15 protein-coding genes and 1 pseudogene are annotated in these 17,420 nt (G+C 43.4%); 12 read left to right on the top strand and 4 right to left on the bottom strand.

Going from position 1 to position 17,420, the window contains the following annotated elements; translation table 11 throughout:
- Position 1 precedes the first annotated feature (1 nt).
- From BXP28_RS05270 to BXP28_RS23555, 4 genes and pseudogenes are all read left to right on the top strand, one after another.
- Positions 2 to 2,977: pseudogene (locus BXP28_RS05270) on the top strand (Tn3 family transposase).
- A 172-nt stretch (positions 2,978 to 3,149) separates the two neighbouring features.
- On the top strand, positions 3,150 to 3,449 hold the full coding sequence (locus tag BXP28_RS22485; RefSeq protein WP_144029599.1) for a hypothetical protein: 300 nt from the start codon (positions 3,150 to 3,152) through the stop codon (positions 3,447 to 3,449).
- An 85-nt stretch (positions 3,450 to 3,534) separates the two neighbouring features.
- The gene (locus tag BXP28_RS23560; RefSeq protein WP_051427825.1) at positions 3,535 to 3,888 is read left to right on the top strand and encodes a C40 family peptidase; all 354 of its coding nucleotides are present in this window, start codon (positions 3,535 to 3,537) and stop codon (positions 3,886 to 3,888) included.
- Positions 3,889 to 3,906: 18 nt separating this feature from the next.
- Entirely contained in the window at positions 3,907 to 4,071 is a 165-nt protein-coding gene (locus BXP28_RS23555; protein ID WP_198963604.1) for a hypothetical protein, read from the top strand.
- 240 nt (positions 4,072 to 4,311) lie between these two features.
- On the opposite strand, the gene BXP28_RS05260 is transcribed toward BXP28_RS23555, so the two are convergent.
- Positions 4,312 to 4,656 (bottom strand): MazG-like family protein, encoded by a 345-nt coding sequence (locus BXP28_RS05260; RefSeq protein WP_051427824.1) that lies wholly within the window; start codon positions 4,654 to 4,656, stop codon positions 4,312 to 4,314.
- Positions 4,657 to 4,823: 167 nt separating this feature from the next.
- On the opposite strand from BXP28_RS05260, the gene BXP28_RS05255 reads away from it, so the two are divergent.
- Positions 4,824 to 6,320 carry an SAM-dependent methyltransferase gene (locus BXP28_RS05255; protein ID WP_036654246.1) on the top strand — a complete coding sequence of 499 codons (1,497 nt, stop codon included), beginning with the start codon at positions 4,824 to 4,826 and terminating at the stop codon, positions 6,318 to 6,320.
- A gap of 172 nt (positions 6,321 to 6,492) precedes the next feature.
- On the opposite strand, the gene BXP28_RS05250 is transcribed toward BXP28_RS05255, so the two are convergent.
- Positions 6,493 to 9,408 carry a Tn3 family transposase gene (locus tag BXP28_RS05250; protein ID WP_023482512.1) on the bottom strand — a complete coding sequence of 972 codons (2,916 nt, stop codon included), beginning with the start codon at positions 9,406 to 9,408 and terminating at the stop codon, positions 6,493 to 6,495.
- Between the two features lie 129 nt (positions 9,409 to 9,537).
- Between BXP28_RS05250 and BXP28_RS24975 the strand changes: the two genes are divergently transcribed.
- From BXP28_RS24975 to BXP28_RS05235, 5 genes are all read left to right on the top strand, one after another.
- A complete protein-coding gene (locus BXP28_RS24975; protein ID WP_155116261.1) occupies positions 9,538 to 9,690 on the top strand; it encodes a site-specific integrase in 153 nt (50 codons plus the stop codon).
- Positions 9,687 to 10,385, top strand: a complete 699-nt coding sequence (locus tag BXP28_RS05245) for a tyrosine-type recombinase/integrase (RefSeq protein WP_023482513.1) — start codon at positions 9,687 to 9,689, stop codon at positions 10,383 to 10,385. Before BXP28_RS24975 ends, BXP28_RS05245 begins: the two co-directional genes overlap by 4 nt.
- Positions 10,386 to 10,414: 29 nt before the next feature.
- The gene (locus tag BXP28_RS22480) at positions 10,415 to 10,582 is read left to right on the top strand and encodes a hypothetical protein (protein WP_155116260.1); all 168 of its coding nucleotides are present in this window, start codon (positions 10,415 to 10,417) and stop codon (positions 10,580 to 10,582) included.
- 115 nt (positions 10,583 to 10,697) lie between these two features.
- Positions 10,698 to 11,636, top strand: a complete 939-nt coding sequence (locus tag BXP28_RS05240; protein ID WP_023482514.1) for a BsuBI/PstI family type II restriction endonuclease — start codon at positions 10,698 to 10,700, stop codon at positions 11,634 to 11,636.
- Positions 11,637 to 11,843: 207 nt separating this feature from the next.
- Complete coding sequence (locus tag BXP28_RS05235) at positions 11,844 to 12,770, top strand: hypothetical protein (RefSeq protein ID WP_036654242.1); 927 nt, start codon at positions 11,844 to 11,846, stop codon at positions 12,768 to 12,770.
- Positions 12,771 to 13,287: 517 nt separating this feature from the next.
- Here BXP28_RS05235 and BXP28_RS05230 read toward each other — a convergent pair.
- A protein-coding gene (locus BXP28_RS05230; RefSeq protein WP_104932572.1) for an IS630 family transposase occupies positions 13,288 to 14,333 on the bottom strand; the annotation gives its coding sequence in 2 pieces (ribosomal slippage) (positions 13,288 to 13,821 and positions 13,824 to 14,333; 1,044 coding nt in all).
- A gap of 352 nt (positions 14,334 to 14,685) precedes the next feature.
- Here BXP28_RS05230 and BXP28_RS05225 point away from each other — a divergent pair.
- A complete protein-coding gene (locus tag BXP28_RS05225) occupies positions 14,686 to 14,919 on the top strand; it encodes a hypothetical protein (protein WP_077584934.1) in 234 nt (77 codons plus the stop codon).
- A 1,066-nt stretch (positions 14,920 to 15,985) separates the two neighbouring features.
- Here BXP28_RS05225 and BXP28_RS05220 read toward each other — a convergent pair.
- Complete coding sequence (locus BXP28_RS05220) at positions 15,986 to 16,885, bottom strand: LysR family transcriptional regulator (protein ID WP_023484393.1); 900 nt, start codon at positions 16,883 to 16,885, stop codon at positions 15,986 to 15,988.
- Between the two features lie 100 nt (positions 16,886 to 16,985).
- Between BXP28_RS05220 and BXP28_RS05215 the strand changes: the two genes are divergently transcribed.
- Positions 16,986 to 17,411, top strand: a complete 426-nt coding sequence (locus tag BXP28_RS05215) for a VOC family protein (RefSeq protein ID WP_036654237.1) — start codon at positions 16,986 to 16,988, stop codon at positions 17,409 to 17,411.
- Positions 17,412 to 17,420: the final 9 nt, after the last annotated feature.

Here is a 17,420-nt window from a genome sequence, read left to right as displayed (position 1 = left end):
CATGCCACGTCGTAGTTTACTGACTCCGCCCGAGCGAGCTTCTCTGTTGGCCTTCCCTACCGCTCATGATGACCTCGTCCGGTACTACACTTTCTCCGAAACAGACCTCTCGTTTATCCTACAGCGACGTGGTGCTCATAATCGCCTTGGCTTTGCAATCCAGATGTGTTACCTACGATATCCTGGATTTGCTTTGCCACCTGATGCCGAACCGCCCGAATCGCTGCTCGCGTTTGTGAGTGGGCAGTTGGAACTCGATTCGCATATATGGCCTCGGTATGCACAACGACAGCAGACCAGGCGCGAGCATTTCGTCGAATTGCAAACATGGATGGGACTTACAGTTTTCTCCCTTTCCCACTTTCGGCGCACCGTTCGCCGACTCGCAGAGCTTGCCCAACAAACTGATCGAGGTATAGTCTTGGCCGAGGCTTTCATTGAATTGCTTAGGCAGCAAAGTATCATCTTGCCAACGATTGATGTCATCGAACGTGTATGCAGCTAGGCTCTGACGCTGGACACCCGTCAATTTTATGAGGCTCTTACCAGGTTACTGATGGACATCCATCGGCGTGCACTGGATGCTCTTCTGATGGTCCGCGAAGGGACCAAAGGTAGCGGCTTAATCTGGTTGAGTCAACCACCTGGCTCACCTAGGCCCAAGCATATATTATCTCATTTGGAACGGCTCAAGACAGTTCGTGAACTGAACCTACCAGTCGGACTAGAGAACGCTGTACACCAAAATCGCTTATCAAAACTGGCCCGAGAAGGCGGGCAGATGACAACTCAGCACCTGAGAGACTTAGAGCCGAATCGTCGCTACGCGACCCTGGTAGCAGTCCTCCTCGATACGCAAGCCACGCTCATTGACGAGGTAATCGATCTTCATGACCGTTTCATGGGTTCGCTATTTAGCAAGGCAAAGCGAGATCATGCCGATTGCTTTCAGAAATCAGGGAAATCCATCAATGATAAAGTGCGTCTATACTCACGAATTGGACGAGCTCTTCTTGAAGCCAAGCAATCAGGCCAGGATCCATTCGCCGCCATCGAGGCGATTATCCCATGGGAGGCGTTTTTGGAGAGTATCAGTGAAGCCGAGAAACTGGCACAACCAGAGACTTTTGACTACTTGGCCCTTGTTAACGATGGGTACCGTCAACTCCGACGCTACACGCCGATCTTATTTGAAGAACTGAATATGAAAGCTGCACCTACTGCTCGTGAGTTGCTAGCTGGTGCCGAATTGTTAAAAGAGATGAATCGCCGGCAGGCACGTAAGGTTCCGGATGATGCGCCCACATCATTTGTCCGGAAACGTTGGGAAGGCTTTGTACATACATCGGACGGTCTAGATCGTCATTTCTACGAGCTGTGCGTTTTCACGGAACTGAAAAACTCCTTGCGCTCCGGAGATATCTGGGTGCAGGGGTCGCGTCAGTTTAAGGACTTTGAGGATTATCTGTTACCTTCCGCCCATTTTGTGACACAACGCGATAATCGACAACTCGGATTGGCCATTGAAAGCGATTGTGAGCGGTTCCTTGAATCGCGCCTCGCTATACTTGAGAACGAATTCAAGACAGTAGAACGACTTGCTGCAGTAAATCAATTGCCAGACGCGATGATCACCGACACCGGCCGATTAAAGATTTTGCAGTTGGACAATGCCGTACCAGATAAAGTTAAGAGACTTACTCAACAAGTTTACAGCATGTTACCCCATTTGAAGATCACAGAATTGTTGCTGGAGGTTGACAATTGGACTGGATTCTCCCACCACTTCACACATCTCAAGAGCGGAGCAACGGTTGAAGATCAGAATCTTCTCCTGACGGTGATCTTGGCTGATGCCATCAATCTAGGATTAAGTAAGATGGCTGAGTCCTGTCCGGGAACAACCTATTCCAGGCTGACGTGGCTACAGGCCTGGTTTATCCGTGATGAAACATACTCTCGCGCACTGGCTGCATTGGTCAACGAACAGTCTCGCCATCCATTTGCTGCGTACTGGGGGGACGGTACGACATCATCGTCTGACGGGCAGAACTTTAAAGCCGGTGGTCGCGGGCGATTCGCAGGCCAAGTCAACCTAAAGTACGGTCAGGAGCCAGGAGTTCAATTCTATACTCACATCTCTGACCAGTACGCGCCATTCCATATCAAAGTTATCAATGCAACGGTGCGAGACGCTACCCATGTATTGGACGGCTTACTTTATCACGAGTCCGATTTGCGCATCGAAGAACATTATACTGATACGGCAGGATTCACGGATCATGTATTCGCGCTTATGCACTTACTTGGTTTTCGCTTTGCACCACGTATACGCGATCTCAAGGACAAGAAGCTTTATGTACCAGGTAATCCAAAGGCATACCCAACTCTGGCGAGTTTGATCGGAGACAGCATCAATGTGAAACATATCCGAAAGGAGTGGAACGAAGTCCTTCGCTTAGCGGCATCGATAAAACAAGGCACCGTTTCCGCTTCCCTCATGCTGAGAAAGTTAAGTAGTTATCCTCGTCAGAATGGGCTAGCTGTGGCACTTCGGGAATTAGGGCGTATCGAGCGCACACTGTTTACGCTGGATTGGATGCAAAATGTTGAACTACGCCGTCGGGTTCAGATCGGGTTGAACAAGGGAGAAGCGAAAAATGCACTGGCTCGCGCCGTATTCTTCAACCGACTGGGAGAACTACGTGACCGTAGCTTTGAGAATCAACGCTATCGCGCTTCTGGCCTCAATCTGGTAGTAGCAGCCATCGTACTATGGAATACAGTCTATCTAGAGCGAGCCATACGGGCGTTGAGGGAACGTGGTGAGTTGATTGATGACAATCTATTACAACATCTTTCGCCACTTGGTTGGGAACACATCAATTTAACAGGTGACTACACTTGGCAACAGAACAGTCAAGTAGAACGTGGTAAATTTAGACCATTACGGGGGACCGCTAACCAAATGACATAAAACTAACGCTAAGGCCTGAACGTAATTAAAACCTCTTCCTGTACGCTAACGGAAAACGGGTTTTTTTGTTTTACTCAGGGCTTGTAATTTTGATTCCTTTTTAACTGAAGTAGCAATGCCCGAGCTAATTACACTCAATTAATAATCCTTAGCGTGCTATTTTTTCCGTTTCGTGAGCAGACCCCATATACGTCGGGATGCAGGTGTAGCCAATCGTCTGGAAACCCAATACCTCGGCAGCGCCGATAATACTCGCATCGATAATTGGATGGACATCATTGCAGTCTTTGCGGTTCGTACCGTAATGGACAGTGAAAATGGCATGGACGTAGCTACACTGGACGCCACGCGGGTGGATGTGATTCGCTCTGTCTTTTGGGACATGAATCAACTGGACTCTTACGTGGAAACGATTACGGTGGAGCATGAGGATGGGAGCACGAGTGAGGAAACGATTACCTGGTATGAGTAGGTATTGCACATTACAGTTGCCAGTCACACTGCCGAGCAACAGGCCGACATCTATGACTTTACAATCGAACAAAGAGAGATCATGCATGAAATGTTGTCGGCGGAGTTCCGTCCGCTTATGGTTCGCACTTCTCGGTAAAGATACGAATGTTGGTTTGACGCCTGAGCAGCTTGAAATAGTTTATCACGATCTGCCGGAAGGGGAATGGGGCGGTGAAGCTGTCCGCTTGACGTTGACGCGCTTGGGCGATCCATACAGTCAAGTTTTGGCCGGGCAAAACCGCTATACAGATTGCAGTTACCTTATCCAGTGGGTGTATCGGCAGTTGAGCATTCAGTTGACGCGGACGGCGGTCGAAAAAGCCAGACGCTGCGTCGATAACGGGTGGACAATCCGTTTTGAAGATTTGGCTCCCGGCGACTTGGTCTTTTGGAGCTAAGCCAGCAATAGTCGATTTATGGACATTACCCATGTTGGCATCTATGCCGGAAACGGCAATTTTGTCGATGCTTCATCCACTCGCGGACAGGTGGTTTACCGGAATTTGTTTGATGCCGATCAGCAGGTACTGTATGGGAGGCCGTTTCAAATAAGCGTACAAAATGTTGATGCTTCAATTTGATGTAGCCAACCTTTTACTTCTGGGGAAGTGAATCTCCTTAGCTAAAAACAAAGTAACCCTGGGGAAAACCCTCCCGGGGTTACTTTGACCGATGCTTTCGGATTATGATAATTATAAACGCTTATTTGCACAATCGCTACTATTAATTGGAAAAGTCAATAATGCTTCGCTGCCTTGGGGTAACCCGACTTGTCGACTTTCATAACATTCGCTTTACCTCGAACAGTTCATAGCCCACCCTCACTTTCTCATCTCCATTGTTTGATTTATTAATAATAAGGTATCTACCACGTTCGGGTTTGATTGATCTCCATCTTTTTTGAAAATGATTTTTCTAGAATCTATATCGAGTTTATTTGCGAGTTCACAGATGTTCCAGACGATATCGTACATCTCAAGTCCAAGGTGATCTTTAATCTCTTTAATATTTTCATGATCTGGATGGTAGGAAACATGCAACAGTTTTCTGACCATTTCTCCAACTTCGGTAACAAGAAAAAGTGCTCTTTGCTCAATGGTGGATTCGTCGAATCCATGTTTAATACTTAACTCATTTACATGTTCTTGTATTTCGGATATTTTCATGTTATCATTCTTCATTCCCTTTTAATTATTGAGCCTCTACGATTATTATAGATACAGACTACGAAAAATACAAAGGAACTATCGGGCCTGTACTGTCTGGTTGTATGATAACAGAGTTTGATAAAGCATGTTATAATGGTTTAACAACGCAGTAAGAGGTGAATGTAGTGTCTCAATTACTTGAAACTTTAGATAAAGAACGATTAGCGGTCAATCCTTTGTTGAAGCGTAAATCCGAACTTGGACAATTTTTAACACCATCGAGTGTCGCTAAATATATGGCTTCGTTTTTCGATAAAAGTAAATTATATGAGCCTAAGATTTTAGACGCTGGAGCTGGTATCGGTGCACTAACAAGTGCTGTCTTGGAACGTATTGTAGCCGAAAAGACAAGCAATTGCGCGGAAGTTACTGTGGTGGAGATTGATGAAGTTTTACGAGAACGACTTCAGTCTACACTGTCTTTATTTGAGGACAAGCTTAACTTGAAAAGGGGAGTAGTACCAGATGACTTTATCGAATGGGCAACCAATCATTTGCTCAATGAGGACAGCTTATTGGCTGAAAAAAAGATTCGTTTTACTCATGCAATACTTAATCCACCTTACAAGAAAATAGCCAGTTCATCTCGCCATCGTAAATTGATTCGTTCCGTTGGCATTGAGACTGTTAATTTATATTCTGCATTCCTCGGACTAACAATTGAGTTGATGGACGATGGTGGGGAAATTGTTGCAATCATTCCTAGAAGTTTCTGCAATGGACCATATTTTCGTCCATTCCGGCAATTAATCTTAGATAAAACAGCTATCAAGCACATGCACCTTTTTGATTCCAGGGATAAGGCATTTAAGGATGATGAGGTGCTGCAAGAAAACGTGATCATTAAGTTGGAGCGTGGGGGAATTCAGGGTGAAGTGACGATCTCAACATCGCAGGATGACAGCTTTAAGGACTATGTATTGAATAGTTATCCATTCGAGAAGATCGTCCAGCCACAAGATAAAGAGATATTTATTCATATTCCGACTTCCACAGAGGAGGATTTCATTGAAAAGTATCCTTCGGTATGTTATTCGCTCGAGGATATTGGAGTAGCGGTTTCAACCGGACCAGTTGTTGATTTCCGGGTAAAAGGCCATCTACGCGAGATGCCGGAAGAAGATACAGTACCTTTGTTCTATCCTAACCATTTCGTCGGAGCTGCTGTGGAATATCCGAAAGTCATGAAAAAACCTAATGCAGTAGTTCGTGATGAGGCAATGGAGAAATGGTTATATCCAAATGGTTATTATACAGTTGTTAAACGGTTCTCATCTAAAGAGGAGAAGCGTAGAGTTGTTGCTGGGGTATTAAATCCACATTATATAGATTATCCGGTAGTTGGCTTCGAAAACGGTCTGAATGTTTTCCACTACAACAAGCAAGGTATTTCAGCGGAAATGGCTTATGGATTATTCGCATACTTGAATTCATCGGCAGTCGATAAGTACTTTAGGGTTTTTAACGGTCATACTCAGGTGAACGCCACTGATCTACGAACCATGAAATATCCGAGTAAGGAAAAATTAGAACTTCTTGGTAGATGGGTGATGTCCAATTCTAATACAATAGGCCAAGAAGGGATTGATCAGAAATTGGAGGAAGTTATAAGTAATGACTAACAGCACTCATCCTAATATCAAGCAGGCTATGGGGTATCGCCAACCAAATGACATAAAACCCACGCTAAGAGATTTCGCAGGCGAAAAAAGCCGGTTTTTCCTACGTTAAGGAATTACCGGCTTTGTGTCTTGGATACGGAGTGGTCGTAACGCATTTGGGACAGTCAAATTTTTAGTTTGGAAGGTATTCACCAAGAAAATTGATATGCTCCCATCCAAGAGGAGAAATGTGGTGCAGCAGATTCTCTTGCAGAACACTTTTCTCTTTTATGTATTCCGTCGCTTTTCCCAAATAAACAGTATTCCAGACACTAATCGTATTGATTAGAATGTTTAACGCACTGGCTCTTTGGAGTTGGTCCTGTAATGCACGTTCACGTAATTCCCCATGCTTGCCAAAGAAGATTGCTCTGGCCAAGGCGTTTGTTGCTTCGCCTTTGTTTAATCCCCGGTGAATTTTCCGCCGCAACGTTTCGCTTGAAATATAGTCCAGGATAAAAATGGTTTTTTCAATTCGCCCCATTTCGCGGAGTGCTGTTGCCAAACGGTTTTGCCGTGCATAAGAGCCAAGTTTCCCCATAATCAGCGAAGCCGAAACCGTTCCTTCCCGGATGGAGTGCGCGAGCCGTAATACATCATCGTAATTCTCCTTAACGATCTTTGTATTGATTTGACCGCGCAGCAACTTCTCCAGTTTCGGAAAATCGCTAGGCTTCCCGATGGTATACAGCTTGGAATCAGAAAGGTCCCGTAGCCGCGGAGCAAAACGGAAACCAAGAAGATGTGTCAATCCAAAAACCTGATCAGTATAACCGGCCGTATCGGTATAATGCTCTTCGATCGTAAGATCGGTTTCATGATGAAGTAGCCCATCAATAACGTGAACAGCATCCCTTGCATTGGTATTGATGACCTTTGTGTAAAAACTGGAAAACTGATCGCTTACGAATCGGTATATGGTCGCGCCTTTGCCGGTACCATAATGCGGATTAGCGTCAGCATGAAGCGACGCAACGCCGATCTGCACGCGCATTCCATCTGATGAGGACGTGGTGCCTGTTCCCCAATACGACGACAGCGCCAGTTTATGGTGAAAGTTCACCAGTACAGCCTGTGCCTTGTTCATGGCATCTTCATATAGTCGCCACTGAGCAGCGTTGGCCATCTGGCGATATGAAATACCTGGTGTAGCCTCAGCCATTTTTGTCAAACCAATATTCGTTCCCAATGCCATAAGTGTTGCCATTAGAATTATGGTTTCCTCTGCATTAGGGACCACGGTTACTAGAAGCGTGTATAAATTGTTCGTGAAAACCAGTCCAGTTGGCAACTTCCATGAGTAATCAGTCAGCTTAATACGTGGCAGCAGCTCGTATAGAGAGAGACTGAAATTCCGAGCTTCATCCGGAACATCTTTCCCCAGTCGATTTATGTGTAATTTGCCGTCTTCTACACTGACACCTTCCAAATCATCGACGTTCTCTGAAACCCATTTCAACCGATTCAGCAAAGATTCCGTTCGTTCTTCCAGATATTCCTTCGCTGACCAACCCACTGCAAGCCGAGTGGCGTTGAGCTGTGTCTGGTTCCATTCCTCTTTAGAGACAAGATATTCGTCAAAGTCTTTATGCTGACGGCTTCCGACAATCGATACGTCTCCGGAGCGCACGTAATTCCGTAATTCCGTTATAATGGCCATTTCATAATAGTGTCGGTTAATGGTGCCGTCATCATCATAAACATGTTTTTGCCAGCGATTGGCCACAAAATCCAGCGGAGCACCTTCGGGTACTTTCCGTTTTCCTGTTTCGTTCATGTCTCTTATAATCTCAATTGCTTCGAGCAAAGATTCTGCCGACTTAGTAGAACGAAATTCAAATACTTTCAACAGCTTGGGTGTATATTTTCGAAGTGAATAAAACTTCTTTTCCAGTAAGTCAAGATAATCGAAGTCGATCGGCCGCGCCAATTGTTTTGCTTCCTCAACGGATTCGACAAGTTGCTTCCACGGCATGACAGCCTCCAATGCCACAAAAGGATCAATACCTTCGTTTCGCGCTTTGATGAGAGCTGCCCCAAGATCGGCAAAGTGAACAACTTTCTCGTTAATTGACTTACCGTTTTGTTTCTGCATTTCTTCCTGAGCTTTCCTACCTTTAGAGAGAAGAGACATGATCTGGCGATCATGGATTTCAAATGCCCGATCTGTCAAATCCTGAAGCAGTTCCAGCAAATAAGCAACAAGAATTGCGTATTTTTTCTGATCATTAAACCGACGAAAAGAGTGTGGTTCATAGCGTGCACCAATTTTAGAAAGTTGGCGCAGGCGGTTCGGATGGATACCTTTTGTATCGATCTGTAATTGTAATGATCGAATATACTCAAGCTTTTCAATAACTTTGAGAAAGGAATCAGGAGAAATGCTGCCAGGGATCTCTCGAAGCCATGCTAGATAGGTCCTACTACTTTTCGGCACCACAGTCAACGTATGGTCTAATTTATTGACTTGCTCTGCATTTAAACTGGATGCAAGCAGTTTAAAGATTTTTTCTTCAGCTCTCCGCCTGGTCTCCCATACTATACGTTCTACCACGGACATCGCCGGCAATATAATTTTCTGCCTCCGTAGTTCATCAATCACAGTGCGGATCAAATATATCGCATTGCCGTTTTCAAGGGCATGTTGTAATAGAGTTTGGGATACTGAGCGGTAATCACGAATAGTAAAATTGCGAAATCCATATTCCTGCCTAATTTCATCGAGGTGTTCATGCTTTGTCTGTTCACGTTCCGCATACCGATTAATTTCTTTCGCATCGATGTTTAATTGATTTGCAATATAGTCTACAACCCTATTTGGTATATGGTGAACGTCAGATAAGGTACAGCCTGGGAAACGGAGTACACAGAGTTGTAAAGCAAAGCCCAGTTTGTTATGGTCCCTCCGGTGAAGTTTAATGATTTTTATATCATGAGGAGACAAAGTGTAGTGACTACCTAGTTCGTACTCGCTAATTTGGTCTGGAATAGATAAGAATTCTAATCGTTGTTCTGACGTAAGTAATTCTCTGGCCCGTTTTCTTGACATGGTTTCACACCCTTTACTTCAATACGATTTTAATAAAGATTGGTGCAATGAAAATGTTGCGTAAAAGATGTCTTTTGCGACACTTTTAGATATAATGAATAGCAAAAACGAAGAAAAGTGGGTTGGCTAATGGTTGAAAAAAGTGACGCAAAAGTCATTGAAGGTTTTAACGAGTATCTGAATTCTGAGGGAAGTAGTTCTGGGACAGTTCAAACCTATACCCGCATTATACGAGAGTTTGCAAACTGGTTAAAGTATAATGGTGGAAATTTTGACCAATGACACGAATTGATGTTCAACAGTATATTCAGCATTTAGAGAAAAACCGGAACAGTGCTGCCACCATTGAAAACAAGTTTGCCGCCCTTTCCGTTCTGGCACGCTATCTTAATGTCGCAGAAATCCTAAAGAACATTCGCCGACCGGAGGCGAGGAAATCACGGCACGTCGCGCCGAAATCGTTAGATCGTAATGAACGCAATCGGATACTTCGTGAGGTTGAACGGACACGCAACCAACGAGATATCGCAATTGTCTATCTCTTCGTTTATAGTGGCCTACGTGTGTCAGAAATGGTAGCACTGGATCGAGAAGACATAGTAATCGGACAGCGTAGTGGATCGGTGACCGTCCGAAATGGGAAAGGAAACATAGAGCGGACAGTTCCACTACCGGTTGAAGCTCGACTGCAACTGTCTCTGTATCTGGAATCTCGGACCGATGACCAATCAGCATTATTCCTGTCTAATTATCGTCGTCGAATCTCAGTCCGATCCGTGCAACGTGTACTTGAAAAGTTCGGGGTCCATCCCCACCAGCTACGGCATACGTACTGCCGAGAGTTAGTCGGAGCTGGAGTAGATATTGCAACGGTAGCTGAATTGGCTGGCCATGCGGATATCAATATGACCAGGAGATACGCCAAACCATCTGCGGCAGAATTAGAACACGCCATTGAAAAAGCGTTTGGTGCTTAATCGGATGGGGCAAGAGAGGAGAATAATCGATGAATGTTCCCAAGGAAAACACAACGATCGACGATGTTGTCGAGATTTTGGAGGGAAAGATTCAGGATTTCCAAATGTACCTTCAAAAAATCAAGGTAGATTCTAAAGATCAAGACTACGCCTATAAAGTTGGCCAGACAAATGGTTTGCTTCTTGCACAACTTTGATACTTCAGTTACAAAGGAATAAAAACAACAAGCCTTGAGAAATGTAAACCTCGATTTCCATTAGCGTACAGGGAATCGAGGTTTTTATTGCATCCAATTCCTTAGCGTGGGTTTTATGTCATTTGGTTGGCGATACCCCGCTATAGAAATAATAAAAGCTCTCGGTTTGCCAAAAGCGCAGCTCAATGAACGTTCTGCTCTTTGTCTTTTGGCACTATTGAATTTAACTCCTGATAAAACCTGGGTTGAAGCTCAAAACCCTTTAATCGGAATAACGCCTATGATGGATTTTAGTAGAGCTCACTACGGAAAGGACTATGCTCCAAATACTCGAGAGACTTTTAGGAGACAAACAATGCATCAGTTCGTTGATGCCGGAATTGCTTTATATAATCCTGATAAACCAGATAGACCTGTTAATAGCCCGAAAGCCGTTTATCAGATAGAACCTGAAACTTTGCAGCTAATAAAGAAATATGGCACACCCGACTGGGATACTTCCTTAACATTCTATCTTTCAACTAGACACACTTTGGTTGAACGGTATGCAAAGGAACGGGAACAAGCTAGATTACCTGTTCAAATTGCTCCCGGCAAAAAGATTCACATTAGTCCAGGTGAACACAGTGAATTGATAAAGGCGATCATTGAAGAATTTGCTCCCCGTTATGCTCCAGGTGGTATCTTAATCTATGCAGGAGATACTGGCGAAAAGCTTGGCTACTTTGATGAAGGATTATTAGCGAAGTTGGGAGTCACTGTTGACTCACATGGAAAAATGCCTGATGTTGTGATTTATTATCCAGATAGGAACTGGCTTCTGCTCATAGAATCGGTAACAAGTCATGGACCGGTCGATGGTAAACGGCATGAGGAGTTAGCGCGGCTGTTCCAAAATTCTTCAGTCGGAATAGTTTACGTCACAGCATTCCCAAACCGTTCAGTAATGGCTCGATATTTAGGGGTTATTGCATGGGAAACTAAAGTTTGGGTTGCTGATGCACCGTCCCATTTGATCCACTTCAACGGAGAAAGGTTTTTGGGACCATATTGAACCATTTTGAAAAATACGCACCTATTCTGTTAACATGACTTCTTACCGGTCGGCACTACGGGATAGGTACTTTTTCTTTTGTCATTTCACTGTTAACATTAGAGATAGCGGTAGTCAATTCAAAAGGTTCATAAATATCAGGGTTTCGTACTTTCTGTGAAATTACAATGTAGTTCTTTTCAGTCCATGAAAGAGGAGAAACTAAAGTTGTCAAAAGATATTTCTCTACAGATGGTCGAAAACGGACTTGATTTTATTGCTAAGTCAGTCGAGACAGTCGAAAAATCAGACGAAGACCTTAAATATTCGATAATTAATTTGCATGCTGGTATTCAGCTCTTATTGAAAGAGATACTGTTTCAGGAACATTGGTCTTTAATATTCCAGAAGATCGAGACTGCTGACAAGGATAGACTACGATCTGGAGATTTTGTTAGTGTTAATCATGCTACTTTGATTCAACGACTCCAAAATATATGTGAAATTGAGTTTGAAAAGCAATTGTTAGATGACATCAATTGGTTACGTAAAGAACGCAACAAAATAGAGCATTATCACTTAGTGGTCAATTTAGATGTACTGAAGTCCAAGATTGTTAGGCTTTTTTCATATCTGATTCCGTTTATTAAAACAGAGATGATTGAGCCAGGATACATTACTTCTGATAATGAGAGACTGTCAGAAATAATCGAGTATCTAAATGAGTTTGATGAATATGTTAAAAGTAGGCTTCAATTGATCGAGGATAAAGTAAGTAAGGCGCAGAGAGTACTCCAATGCCCGGCTTGCTATAATGAAACAGTTGAATTTGTTGATGAGACCGATGCGTTTTGTCATTTCTGTGATGAGCAAATTGAACGTTTCACAACTCGATATATTGATAATTTTATTGATGTTTACAGCCAAATCATAGATGGCGGAGAAAGTCCGTTGATGGAGTGTCCTGAATGCGATCAGGAAACATTTGTAAATCTTAATGAAGATCAATATATCTGTTTAACTTGCGGCATCAATTTATCGCAAGATGACATTACATCATGTGACGGACCAAGGTGTAATGGGAAACTGGTATACAGGAAATACGAAGACAGCGCAAATTTCTGTAATATTTGTTTGGACTATTTTCAACATTAGTCGCTAGATTTATACCAGCGCACTCGTCTCACCTCTTTTATATTTTGCATACTTTTTCCTTCAACTCCAATATTTTGTATATCAATAGAGATGTCTTGCTATCTACTAGAGGGCATTCTTAGATAGAAGGATTTAACTAGTCGGATATGATTAACAAGCAGAGACGGCTGATGTTCACATGGACTTGCGACCAAACAAAATTATCAGTTCTAAAGGGGCAGTAGCGGAAATTAGTGAAAAACATGCCGAAAAGATTAGCCAGTTCTAGTACTGTTGTTGTGTCTTCTTGCAAATATCTATTTGCAAAACTCCCAAGCGCCGTAAACTGAAAAATAAAGTGATAAAGGGGACTGGCTAGAAAGTCCGATATAGTTAACATTTCACCTAAATTAAAAACCCAAGAACGTTGATATAACAGCATTCTTGGGTTTTGCTTTTTATTTATGTTGATTAAAAAAACTACTTTTCTTTTTTTCACAGGATAGAATCTATATAAGTTGAACTAAAGAAATCAGGATCAAAACCTGATACAGAGACGATCAATAATTGAATCGGGGCTTTTCATTATTTCGTCCATAAACTGTCCGACGTTCTTGCAGATTTCGGTAACGGTGTGAAAGAACACGTTGTTAATCACATCGGATTTCAGCCATTTCCAGAGCCCTTCGACGATATTGAGTTGCGGACTGTAAGGCGGCAGAAAAACCAGCTCAAGTCTTCCGTTCATTTCTTCCAGAAACGGATGCAACAGCTTCGCATGATGAATACGTGCGTTATCTAACACCATGACGATTTTACCGTCAGGATACTTTGAGATCACTTTTTGAAGAAAATTCAAAAACGTCTCGGCGGTGTATTGCTCGTCTTCTTGCCAAACGATCTGACCTGTTGCATAGTCCACCGTAGCCAGCAGTTTCACGCCCCGATGCTTGCCCGTGGTTCGAATCACATGCTGTTTTCCGCGAAGAAACCATGTTTTCTGAATAGCCTGGTAGTCCCGAATCATGGATTCATCTTCAAACAGCAAGTGATCGATTTCATCGTTCAAGAGTCTTTTTTTAATTCGGGAAAGGTGTGCTCAGAAAACTGACGTTGCTTCTCTGGATCCGCTGCTGCCAACGTATACGTGGGTTTGGTGTAACTCAGTCCTTGGGGATGCATTATTTTAGAGACGCCTCGCAGGGAGTAGCGATGACCGAACTCGCGTTCAATAAAAGCGGCAATGATTTTAAGCGTCCAGTTATGCCGTGCCGTGAAGCCGACCTCATGCGGGAGCGAATGGATGATGGTTTGCTTCAGCTTTTCCTGTTGTTCTGCCGATAACCGGGCTGGTGCACCGGGAGAATACTTCATTTGCAGAGCCGCTAATCCACCGGTTTCATACGCTTGGATGTAGTTTTTCACTGTTTCTGCGCTTCGGTTCAGGGTCTCGGCAATCTCTTTAACTGACTTTCCCTTCAGGTGCAAATACAAGGCTTGATAACGTTCATACATGCGCCGTTTCTTTGCTTGTTTCATGGCTTGTGTCACTTCGTTTAATGCGAATTGATTATTCATCTTAATACCTGCCTGTCTGAATGGGTTTCCTTATCTTATTCGACAAGCAGGTGTACATTTCCTTACCATTCTTTTCTAAAACTTAAGTTCAACTTATATAGTTGTTGCGCTCCTCTAAAGGGTCCGATTTTTACTGATAATGAAATGAATAATAGATGGGGTGTTTCGTCTTGGTTTATTCATTTCAAAGCTCTGGCCCATGGAGGGGATACGTATACTCGGTATTATGTGATGTGTAAGGAGAGCAGGGTTCAGATCGGCCATTGCAGTTTTTGAATGGTCAGGTACTGGTGGAGCTTTTCCAGACTGTTGCGGTAGCGCCGAATGCTCTCCTTGCTTAAGTTTCGAGCTTGCAGTCTTGAAGAAAAAGCAGGAAAGCATCGTTCCAATTGACATTCATGATGAAGTGATCTTGGTTTTGCATTTCGCATATATCCTCCCTATGGAGTTATGCGAACCAAAACGGATATACGAAGTAGGAGGAGTTCGTATAACAATTGGATATACGGTTTCGTATAACCTTCACGAAAAACCGGGATATTTGCAGTTGGTTGGGGGCATTTCGCAAATGTCAGAATCCCTTGATGTATAAGGGTTTGCCGGCATTTTGGAGGTCTAGACTCACCTCCTTCCGGCTTGTATAATACCGTATTATGCGAAGTGTTTTTACCCCCTCCTAAAATTCCTGAAACCCTTGTCAAACAAGGGTTTTACCTATTCCCTTGCCTCGCTTTTCTCGCGTGCGCCGCATATAACTTCGAAATTGTCAACTGCTTTTACCAAACCTATTCTCCCTTTCTCTTTAAGCAATGATGTTTGAACGAGAAAAGCTGCCAGTTGACGACTGCTGCGCCGGAAGCGGACGGTTGGTATCTACCGAAGTCCACTGGAGTTTTTTATCTCGGCAGGTTCTCCGTCTATCACAATTAGCTTTAGCAGTAAGCACTTGAAACAGCCTAATCAACTTTTCGTGATATCGGGGTAATCAAGCAGGCATAAAGCGAACGGACGCAGGAAATTATTATAACGGTCTGAAACAGAATAAGACATGTCCATCTTGTTCAGCGTGTCCGGATAGCATCGTACGATCTTATGATCGCTATTTTGCAGACTGCCATGGTGCATTATTTTTGATGACGGGATCGATTTGTTGATAACAAAACTGAGCGTAATCGATATATCGAGACGTTGATTGGACAGTTTATGAAAAGTGTGGAATAATTTCTTCAATTTACTTAATAAAATGGGGGTATTCAAAATAATCATGATGATTAATAGGCAGTACATCAGAACCGATATAATATCAGGTGTTCTTGGACAAAACACAAATCAAACAAACGCTGCTGGGGTTGGTGTCCACGGCAAAAGTAGAGCACTGCACAGGATTTCAAAACCGCCTTCGGACTAAATAGAGATGATAATAAACATATTTCAAGCGTAGATATGCAGGGTGTAGCTTTAGCAGCTATTCAAGGGCTAAATGAAAAACTCCAGGCTGAAAATGCTGGGTTATATGCGAAATTAGCTAGCCTTGAGGAATGCTGAAACGGCTATTGTCCTGTCTGCTACCCTCCGGTTTGCCAATTCTTTATGGTGGATAAAGGTTGAGCGATCTGGTTGTACAACAACCGCTGCAGATAACTCTGAGAAAGGGTGGGTCAATGACTGTTGGAAGATTCCAGGGGACCCAAAGAATCTATATGCTGGAGAAATTGCTTTAACACTTGTGACTTTTCATTTTTGCGCCAAACCATAACCATATCCAACATAGTCCCGACGTTTTCTAGTTCCCGATAGACGACACCAATATTTTGCTGGTTTTGAAATGATGCAGGTACAAGCGCTATTCCCATGCCTGCTGAAACAAATGCAACAATGGTGAGAATTTCCGGTGCCTCTAAAGCAATCTTGGGATAGAAACCTGACTGGAAACAGAGACGGATGACTGCTTCATGGTACATCGAACCGTTACTGCGGGAGGGAAGAATAAAATCTTGATGTTCCAGATCCTGGATGCGCAATTGATTTTCTCTTGTCAACGGGTGAGTATGCGGCAGAGCGACTAAGAACCTTTCCCTATAAATAACGGTGGAAGCTAGAAGGGGACTCTGGACTGGACTGCGAATGATCCCCAGATGAATCTGAGATTCGTGCAGAGCCTGTAATTGATTTGCCGTTTTCATTTGATGAAGTACCAAACTGACTGACGGAAAACGCATTCGGTAACTCTGCAGCAATGGAACTATCCTATACGTTGCGGAACCTACAAATGCAATATCCAATCTTCCGGCTGCGCCAAGATGTGCCCGCCGGGCGGAATCCAACGTCTTATCGATATGCGCCAGGGTGATACGGGCTTCTTCCAAAAAGACTTTTCCAGCCTCGGTCAATTCTACCCGCTGCTTAGTTCGGAATAATAGAGGAAACCCTAGTTCCTGTTCCAATTGCCGGATTTGTTGGCTCAGAGGAGGCTGTGTGATGTTTAAACGAGCAGCAGCCCGGCCAAAATTCAATTCCTCGGCAACAGTCACAAAATAGCGTAAATGCCGTAATTCCATAGTATCCTCCTTATAAGACAACCTGTACTGGACGATTTATCAAAATTTTGAGCATAATAGAGAAGAGCGAAGAATTTCAAACCAAAGGAGTTGCTTAATTATGACGTTACGACTGACCCCCTATTTAGTGATGGACGGAAATGCCCAGGAAGCTATCGAATTTTACGAAAGAGCATTGGGTGCCAAGGTCCTGTTTAAACAAACTTTTGGAGAAATGCCGGAAAACCCCGAATTTCCAATACCGGCCGATGTAAAGGAACGTGTATCACACGCAATGTTAAAAGTCGGTGAAACGGATCTTATGTTTTCTGATACGTTTCCAGGCAAGCCACATCAAAAGGGAAACCAGGTTACCATCTGCATTACAACTAATGAAATTAAAAAATCAAAACAAATTTATGAATCTTTGCAAGAAGGCGGGGAAGTGGATATGCCGCTGCAAGAAACTTTCTTTTCACCTGGTTATGGTAGTGTAACGGACAAGTTTGGTGTAACTTTCCAAATTTTCACTGAGGGTAAACAATAATAGAAAGTT

Source organism: Paenibacillus larvae subsp. larvae (genome assembly GCF_002003265.1).
In the GTDB taxonomy this organism is placed as follows: domain Bacteria; phylum Bacillota; class Bacilli; order Paenibacillales; family NBRC-103111; genus Paenibacillus_H; species Paenibacillus_H larvae.
The sequence above is the reverse complement of the archived record's forward strand: the minus strand, read 5'-3'. Positions and strand labels throughout refer to the sequence as shown.

Coding starts and splice junctions, on each gene's coding strand:
- BXP28_RS23560 (WP_051427825.1), top strand. CDS start 3,535: ATGAAATGTTGTCGGCGGAGTTCCGTCCGCTTATGGTTCGCACTTCTC.
- BXP28_RS23555 (WP_198963604.1), top strand. CDS start 3,907: ATGGACATTACCCATGTTGGCATCTATGCCGGAAACGGCAATTTTGTC.
- BXP28_RS05260 (WP_051427824.1), bottom strand. CDS start 4,656: ATGAAAATATCCGAAATACAAGAACATGTAAATGAGTTAAGTATTAAA.
- BXP28_RS05250 (WP_023482512.1), bottom strand. CDS start 9,408: ATGTCAAGAAAACGGGCCAGAGAATTACTTACGTCAGAACAACGATTA.
- BXP28_RS24975 (WP_155116261.1), top strand. CDS start 9,538: ATGGTTGAAAAAAGTGACGCAAAAGTCATTGAAGGTTTTAACGAGTAT.
- BXP28_RS05245 (WP_023482513.1), top strand. CDS start 9,687: ATGACACGAATTGATGTTCAACAGTATATTCAGCATTTAGAGAAAAAC.
- BXP28_RS22480 (WP_155116260.1), top strand. CDS start 10,415: ATGAATGTTCCCAAGGAAAACACAACGATCGACGATGTTGTCGAGATT.
- BXP28_RS05240 (WP_023482514.1), top strand. CDS start 10,698: ATGTCATTTGGTTGGCGATACCCCGCTATAGAAATAATAAAAGCTCTC.
- BXP28_RS05220 (WP_023484393.1), bottom strand. CDS start 16,885: ATGGAATTACGGCATTTACGCTATTTTGTGACTGTTGCCGAGGAATTG.
- BXP28_RS05215 (WP_036654237.1), top strand. CDS start 16,986: ATGACGTTACGACTGACCCCCTATTTAGTGATGGACGGAAATGCCCAG.